This is a genomic window from Rhodococcus chondri, from assembly GCF_036327435.1.
Taxonomy (GTDB): domain Bacteria; phylum Actinomycetota; class Actinomycetes; order Mycobacteriales; family Mycobacteriaceae; genus Rhodococcus; species Rhodococcus chondri.
Genome location: NZ_JAUZMZ010000194.1, coordinates 1 through 8,250 on the forward strand (window position 1 = coordinate 1; position 8,250 = coordinate 8,250).

The 8,250-nt window shown below is 67.7% G+C and carries 3 protein-coding genes; all 3 read left to right on the forward strand.

Annotated features, from left to right (window positions below; genetic code table 11):
• The first annotated feature begins 155 nt into the window (after window positions 1-155).
• Window positions 156-1,115 carry a cutinase family protein gene (locus Q8814_RS22515; RefSeq protein WP_330154204.1) on the forward strand — a complete coding sequence of 320 codons (960 nt, stop codon included), beginning with the start codon at window positions 156-158 and terminating at the stop codon, window positions 1,113-1,115.
• 705 nt (window positions 1,116-1,820) lie between these two features.
• The gene (gene fadD32 / locus Q8814_RS22520) at window positions 1,821-3,710 is read left to right on the forward strand and encodes a long-chain-fatty-acid--AMP ligase FadD32 (protein ID WP_330154205.1); all 1,890 of its coding nucleotides are present in this window, start codon (window positions 1,821-1,823) and stop codon (window positions 3,708-3,710) included.
• Window positions 3,711-3,760: 50 nt separating this feature from the next.
• The coding region (gene pks13, locus Q8814_RS22525; protein ID WP_330154206.1) for a polyketide synthase Pks13 at window positions 3,761-8,250 on the forward strand (4,490 nt) is incomplete at its 3' end.

The window sequence follows — 8,250 nt, forward strand, 5'->3', positions numbered from 1 at the left end:
GCCCCGAAGAGATCAAGACCTTCGTGACCGCACTGGTCGGCAGCGAGTCGGTCATCGCCGGAACCGAGCTCACGGCAGAACAGGCAGCCACGACGGCCGACACGTACATCGCCGTCGCGGGCGACACGTACTGCAGCTAGGAGACGTAGCACCACATGGTCAGGACGAAGCAGCGCCGCGGGCGCACAGTGGTAATCGTGGGAGCGCTGCTCCTCCTGGCGATCGTGCTGGTGCTCTGGTACGTGCTCGCGGGCCGACTGTCGCTGCCCGGCCCCACGCCCACGATCCCCGGCATCGACGACACGCAGTCGCAGCCGGCTTCGTGCCCCGACGTTCAGGTGGTCTCCGTGCCCGGCACCTGGGAGTCGGCGATCGGCGACGATCCGTACAACCCGTCCGCCAACCCGGCGTCGCTGATGCTCAATGTGACGCGGCCGCTGCAGGAGCAGTTCGATCCGCAGCGCGCCGACGTCTACACCGTGCCGTACGTGGCGCAGTTCTCGAACCCGGTCGCCTTCCCGCCGGACGGCCAGCAGTCGTACAACAACAGCCGGAGCGCGGGCACCGCGGCCACCGTGGACATCCTCACGCGACGCTTCGCGGAATGTCCCCTGACCAGCTATGTGCTGATGGGCTTCTCGCAGGGAGCGGTCATCGCGGGTGATGTTGCCGCGCAGATCGGGGCAGGTGACGGTCCGGTGCCGGCCGACCGGGTGCTCGGTGTCGCCCTCCTGGCCGACGGCCGCCGGGACGGCACGTCAGCGACGCAGGTCGGCCCGCCGGTCGGCGGCGTCGGAGCGGAGCTTTCGCTGGACGGTCTGCGCTTGCCGGGGATCACGATGACGGGAGAACGTCCCGGCGGGTTCGGCGAGGTCGCCGAACGCACCGTGGAGATCTGCGCGCCGAGCGACAGCATCTGTGATGCGCCGGCCGGGGCACTGAATCCGACCAACTGGGCACTCGCCGCTCCCCGGATACTCGAATACGTCAACAACCCGATCCACGCCCTGTACAACACGTTCGTCGTCGACGAGAACGGGACCACGGCGACCCAGTGGGTGGCCCAGTGGGCGGCCGAGAAGATTCGCTCTGCACCGGAGCCCCGCGAGGAGTGACGCTTCCTGATAGTTACCGGCCGGTAGTGTCGGAGGTCACCACCCGGTACAATCAGCAAATGCCCGGCATTTAGACTCGTCCCTCGGCTGCACCCGGAAGGACCGGGATAGTGGCACACAAGGATTGCCACAGGAGAAGAGGTTCGATGAGCGCCACCCTCGGCACTGATGCCGACCGGCCCCGGACGTTTCGGTTCGCCGCCTGTGGCGAGGGCAATTCCGACGAAGGCCGTTCCCGTCGGTTCGGCGCGTCGAGCTCGGCCGGAACCATGATTATTGTCACCGGCGATCGCGCATCGGCGCCCGGGACGGCTCTCACCGCGCTCGGCCGGGGGTGCCTCCGGTCATCGAGGTCGACGTCCGATTGTGCGCGGAGAGAATCCTCGAATCGTCCTACCTCGCAATCGGTTCCTGCCGACAGCGTGCCGAGCGGGGCAGAAATGTGCGGGCAAGTACGTGCATGTCGTATGTTGGTGTCTTCCCATCGCAGATGGAGGCGTTCGCCCCAGTCGTTCCGCTGCTCGCGGGACAATGAACGATGCCGATCTGTAACATATTCGTGATCTCGGACCGATGGACCGGTTCGATGCGTCGTACGCTGCGGCGCTGCCAGGACTTTATGGCTATGACGGTCCGCTAGGGCGGCGGAAAATTGGGGCGCAACCATGTCGGGTGGTTGTGGATCGCTTCGACAGGGAGAAGGAATTGAGCGTCGGGTTCGAAGAGTTCATCGATGAGAACGGCCAGATCACACTGCCGGACGGCAACACGCTGCTCGATCACCTCGAGCAGAACATTGCCTCCAACGGCGACGAACTCGCCTACCGGTACATCGACTACTCCCGTGAGCGTGACGGCGAAGTCCATGAGCTGACCTGGAACCAGTTCGGTGTGCGGCTCAAAGCTATCGCCGCACGGTTGCAGCAGGTCACACACCCTGGCGACCGCGTGGCCATCCTCGCGCCGCAGGGCCTCGACTACGTCGTGTCCTTCTTCGCCGCCATCTACGCGGGTGTCATCGCGGTGCCGCTGTTCGATCCGGACGAGCCCGGTCACACCGACCGCCTGCACGCGGTGCTCGGCGACTGCACCCCCAGCGCGATCCTGACCGCCACCTCGTCCGCCGCCGGCGTCCGGCAGTTCTTCCGGCCGCTGCCCGCGGCAAAGCGTCCCCGCGTCATCGCCGTCGATGCGATCCCCGACACCGTCGCCGACTCCTGGACCCGGCCGGAAACGTCGACCGACGACATCGCCTACCTGCAGTACACGTCCGGTTCGACACGCGTTCCCGCCGGTGTGGAGATCACCCACCGTTCGGTGCTCACCAACGTGATCCAGATGGCCGACTCGATCGAACTCAACGAAAGCTCGCGCGGCGTCACGTGGCTCCCGCTGTTCCACGACATGGGCCTGCTCACCGTGATCCTTCCGGCGATCGGCGGCAAATACATCACGATCATGAGCCCACGGGCGTTCGTGGCGCGCCCCGGCCGCTGGATCCGTGAACTGGCCGCCGTCTCCGACGGCGCCGGTACGTTCGCGGCCGCCCCGAACTTCGCATTCGAGCATGCCGCTGCCCGCGGCCTGCCGAAGGACGGCGAAGAACTCGACCTGAGCAACGTCATCGGCCTGATCAACGGCAGCGAGCCGGTGACCACGTCGTCGATGCGCAAGTTCAACGAAGCGTTCGCGCCCTACGGGCTGCCGAAGACCGCGATCAAGCCGTCGTACGGCATGGCCGAGGCCACCCTGTTCGTCTCGTCGACCAAGCACACCGAAGAAGCCAAGGTGCTCTACGTCGACCGCAACGAGCTCAACGCGGGCCGCGTCAAGCAGGTCGACCGCGACGCCGAGAACGCGATCCCGCAGGTGTCCTGCGGTTATGTCTCCCGCAGCCAGTGGGCGGCAATCGTCGATCCGGAGACCGGCGCCGAGATGCCCGACGGGCATGTCGGTGAGATCTGGCTGCACGGCGACAACATCGGCATCGGTTACTGGGGTCGCAAGGACGAGACCGAGCAGACCTTCCACAACCGGATCGCGAAGCGAATCTCCGAGGGAAGTCACGCGGACGGCACCCGCGACGACGCCGACTGGCTGCGGACGGGCGACTACGGCGTCTACATCGACGGCGAGCTCTACATCACCGGTCGCGTCAAGGACCTGGTGATCGTCGACGGCCGCAACCACTACCCGCAGGATCTCGAATTTTATGCCCAGGAAGCCAGCTCGGCATTGAGTCCCGGCTTCGTGGCGGCGTTCGCGGTGCCCGCGAACCAGCTGCCCCGGGACGTCTTCGAGAACTCGGCTTCCGGCCTGCAGTTCGACGTCGACGACGCATCGGAGCAGCTCGTGATCGTCGCCGAGCGTGGCCCCGGTGCCGGCAAGGCAGATCCGCAGCCCATCGCCGATGCCGTACGAGCGGCGATTTCCGGTCGCCACGGCGTCACGGCACGCGATGTGCTGCTCGTTCCGGCCGGCTCCATTCCCCGCACGTCGAGCGGAAAGATCGCGCGCCGGGCATGCAAGGCGGCTTACATCGAGGGAACGCTGCGTGGTGGATACCAGCAGCAGGCGTTCCCCGACAGCGTGTAAGAATTGTTCTCTTTCCCGGGTAGCGTGGTGGGTTGATGGCTGACATTGAAATGACCGTTGCGCAGCTGCGTGAGTGGCTGCGTAACTGGATTGCCGATACAACCGGGCAACCGGTCTCCCAGATCTCGGACGATCGTCCGATGGAGGAGTTCGGCCTCTCGTCCCGCGATGCCGTCGCCCTCAGCGGTGAAATCGAGGATCTCCTCGGTGTCACCCTGACAGCGACCATCGCCTACCAGCATCCGACGATCGCGTCGCTGGCCACCCGCATCATCGAGGGTGAGCCGGAGCAACCGGAGGGCACCGACGACGCGTTCTACGCGGTCGGCGCCGTGTCCGGTTCCAAGGACATCGCGATCGTGGGCGTGTCGACCCGCTTCCCGGGCAGCGTGCGCACACCCGAACAGATGTGGGATCTGCTCGCATCGGGCCGCGACGGCATCACCGATCTGCCCGAGGGCCGCTGGTCCGAGTTCGCGAACGACCCGCAGGTGTCGGCCGCCATCGCGGCCGCCAACACCCGCGGTGGCTACCTGGACGACGTCAAGGGCTTCGACGCGGAGTTCTTCGCGATGTCGCCGCGCGAGGTCGAGATGGTGGATCCGCAGCAGCGGCTCGCGCTGGAGCTGACGTGGGAGGCGCTCGAGCACGCCCACATCCCGCCCAGCGACCTCAAGGGTGGCTCGGTCGGTGTGTTCATCGGTAGTTCCGCGAGCGACTACATGCTCCTTGCGGTCAGCGACCCGTCCGCCGCGCACCCCTACGCGCTCACCGGCACCTCCACCGCGGTGATCGCCAACCGCGTCTCGTACTTCTACGACTTCCACGGCCCCTCCGTCACCCTCGACACGGCATGCTCGTCGTCGCTGGTCGCGGTGCACCAGGCTGTGCGAGCTCTGCGCGACGGGGACGCCGACGTGGCGCTCGCCGGTGGTGTCAACATGCTGCTCGCCCCGGCCGGCACCCTCGGGTTCGACGAGCTGGGCGTGATGGCTCCCGACGGCCGCATCAAGGCGTTCTCCGGCGACGCGGACGGCATGATCCGCGCCGAGGGCGGTGGTCTCGTCGTCCTCAAACGCCTCGACGACGCCGAACGCGACGGCGACAACATTCTCGCGGTCATCGCCGGATCGGCCGTCAACCAGGACGGACGCTCCAACGGCCTGGCCGCCCCGAACCCCGAAGCGCAGGTCGACGTGTTACGCCGCGCCTACCGGGACGCGCAGATCCTTCCGTCGGGCGTCGACTACATCGAGGCCCACGGCACGGGCACCGTGCTGGGCGACCCGATCGAGGCGGACGCTCTCGGACGTGTCGTCGGGCGTGGCCGCGATGCCGACCGGCCCGTGTTGCTGGGCTCCGCGAAGACCAACTTCGGTCACCTCGAGTCCGCCGCCGGCGCGGCAGGTCTGATCAAGGTCGTGCTCTCGATGCAGGAGGATCAGCTTCCTCCGACCCTGAACTACACCTCCCCGAACCCGTACATCCCGTTCGATCAGGCACACCTGAAGGTGATCCCGGAGGGCGCGAAGTGGCCGCGCTACACGGGCCGCGCCGTTGCGGGTGTGTCCGGTTTCGGTTTCGGCGGCACCAATGCGCACGTCGTCGTCCGCGAATACACCGGTCCCGAGGGGCAGGCGGATTCCGAGGCCGAGGTCGAGGTGCTGCCGGAAAGCGCGGCAGCCCCGGCCGAGACAGTGCGGGAGCTGCCGGTCGTGCTGGCAGTGTCCGCCCCGATGCCGTCGCGTCGACGTCGCGCCGCAGCCGACCTCGCCGACTGGCTCGAGACCGAAACGGGCAGCATCACGCCGCTCGCCGACGTCGCGCGCACGCTGGCGCGCCGCAACCACGGCCGTTCCCGCGCCGTCGTCATCGCGAACGACCGCGCCGAAGCCATCGCCGGATTGCGTGCCGTCGCCGCAGGAAAGCCCGCGCAGGGCGTGTTCACCGCCGATGCCCCCGCCTCGAACGGACCCGTGTGGGTGCTCTCGGGATTCGGGTCGCAGCATCGGAAGATGGCCAAGCAGCTGTATCTGGAGAATCCGGTGTTCGCCCGCGCCGTCGACGAGGTCGACGAGCTGATCATCGACGAATCCGGCTACTCGATGAAGGACAAGTTCCTCGACGACGTGCAGGACTACGACGTCGAGACCGCGCAGGTCGGGATCTTCACCATCCAGATCGGCTTGGCTGCGGTGCTGCGCCATCACGGTGCCGAGCCCGCCGCGATCGTCGGGCATTCGATGGGCGAAGCCGCCGGTGCCTACATTTCCGGTGGTCTCGCGCTCGAAGAAGCCGTTCGCGTCATCTGCGCCCGCTCGCGTCTCATGGGTGAGGCCGAGGGGCAGCTCGAGGGCGACGACATCCGCCTGATGGCGCTCGTCGAATACAGCGCGGCCGAGATCACCGACGTGCTGCCGGACTTCCCGCAGCTCGAGGTGTGCGTGTACGCGGCCCCGACCCACACCGTCATCGGCGGGCCGCAGGAACAGGTCAACGCGATCGTCGCGCGCGTCGAAGCCGCGGAGAAGTTCGCGCGTGTGCTGCAGACCAAGGGTGCGAGCCACACGTCGCAGGTCGACCCGATCCTCGGTGAGCTCGCCGCGGAACTCGCGGGCATCGAACCCCAGCGACTGAAGGTGGGCCTGTACTCGTCGGTCGACGACACCCACTACCGCGCCGGACACGACCCGATCCACCAGGTCGAGTACTGGACCAAGGGCATGCGGCACAGCGTGTACTTCACGCAGGCCGTGCGCCAGGCGTTGTCCGACGGCCACACCACCTTCGTCGAGCTCAATGCGAATCCCGCGACCCTCATGTCCGTTGCGGCGACCGCGTTCGACGCCGGGGTGCAGGACGCCCAGTTCATCCAGACGCTCAAGCGCAAGGAAGACGAGTCGCTGGGCGTACTCACCGCGCTCGCGCAGCTGTACGTCCACGGTCACGCCGTGGACCTGCGCAGTCTGCTGCCCGAGGGCGGTTACGCGGATCTGCCCCGCACCGCGTTCCTCCGTAAGCCGTACTGGGTGGAGACCCACATCGGTACGGGTGGCAACGGCCGGATTCCGGGGGCGCACGTCGCGCTGCCCGACGGCCGGCACGTGTGGGAGGTGCAGGCGGGTTCCGTCACCGATCCCGCCGCGCTGGTTACCGCTGCCGCCGCGCAGGTGCTCTCGGATGTGGCGCTGACCGCGTCCGTCCCGCACGCCGAGGTGCCCGCCGCGGGCACCCTCACCACGACACTGTCCCCGCATCCGGGCGGCGCTTCGGTGCAGGTGCATGCACGTACCGACGGCCGCTTCGTCCTGCTGTACGAGGGTGTCGTGTCGTCGGGTGAGGTGCTGCCCGCGCCCGCCGCGGCGCCTGCAGCACGCTCCGCCGGCCCGGTCGAGGACCTGCCCGAGGTCGTCGAGTCGTTCGGCGACAAATGGGATCCGAACGGATCGCAGACGCTCGAGGCCCGGCTGGCGCTGATCGTCGCCGAATCGATGGGCTACTCGCCGGAGGATCTTCCCGTCGAGATCCCGCTCATCGAGCTGGGTCTGGACTCGCTGATGGCCGTGCGCATCAAGAACCGCGTCGAGTACGAGTTCGAGATTCCGCAACTGCAGCTGTCCGCGGTGAAGGACGCGAGCCTGCGCGATGTCGCCGAGTACCTGAGGTACGCGGTCGACAATCGTGAAGAGGTCGCCGCGCTCGCCGAGCAGCAGGCCGCCGACAAGGCCGCCGAGCGTGCCGCAGAAGCGGCCGAGGACGCCGAGGACCACGTGGTGTCCTCCGTGGAGGACACGACCGTCGTCGCCGAGGCCGAGCAGATTCTGGAGGACGCTGCCCCGGCGGAGCCGGCGACACCGGAGGCGACCGATGATGGCGGTGTCGATGTGCCCCCGCGCGACGCCGCCGAGCGCCTGACGTTCGCGTCCTGGGCCGTCGTCACCGGCCGATCCGCGAAGAGCATCTTCAACACGTTGCCCGCCCTCGACGACGAGACGGCCGAGAAGCTCGCGGCCCGTCTGACGGAGCGGTCCGGCGGCACCATCACCGTCGACGACGTGCGCGGATCCCGGACCATCGAGAAACTCGCGGATGTCGTGCGTGGCTACCTCGAATCGTCCGACCGTATCGACGGACTCGTCCGTGCCCTGCGGCCGCGGCCCGAGGGCTCGGATGCGGTGCCGGTCTTCGTGTTCCACCCGGCCGGTGGCTCGACCGTGGCGTACGAGCCGCTCCTCAAGCGACTCCCCGCCGGCACACCGATGTACGGCTTCGAACGCACCGAGGGACCGATCGACGAGCGCGCCAGGGTGTACCTGCCGCTCATCGAGGAGATCCAGGGCGACGGCCCGTACGTGCTCTACGGTTGGTCGCTCGGAGGTGTGCTCGCCTACGCGGTCGCGCGTCTGCTGCGCGACAAGGGCAGGGATGTACGTGTCGTCGGCCTGATCGACACCGTCATGGCGGGCGAGAAGGTCGAGAACACGCCCGACGAGATCCGGAAGCGCTGGCAGCGGTACGCACGGTTCGCGACGACGACGTA

Excerpts from the sequence above, each read along its gene's own strand:
- Q8814_RS22515 (WP_330154204.1), top strand. The coding sequence starts at position 156 with ATGGTCAGGACGAAGCAGCGCCGCGGGCGCACAGTGGTAATCGTGGGA.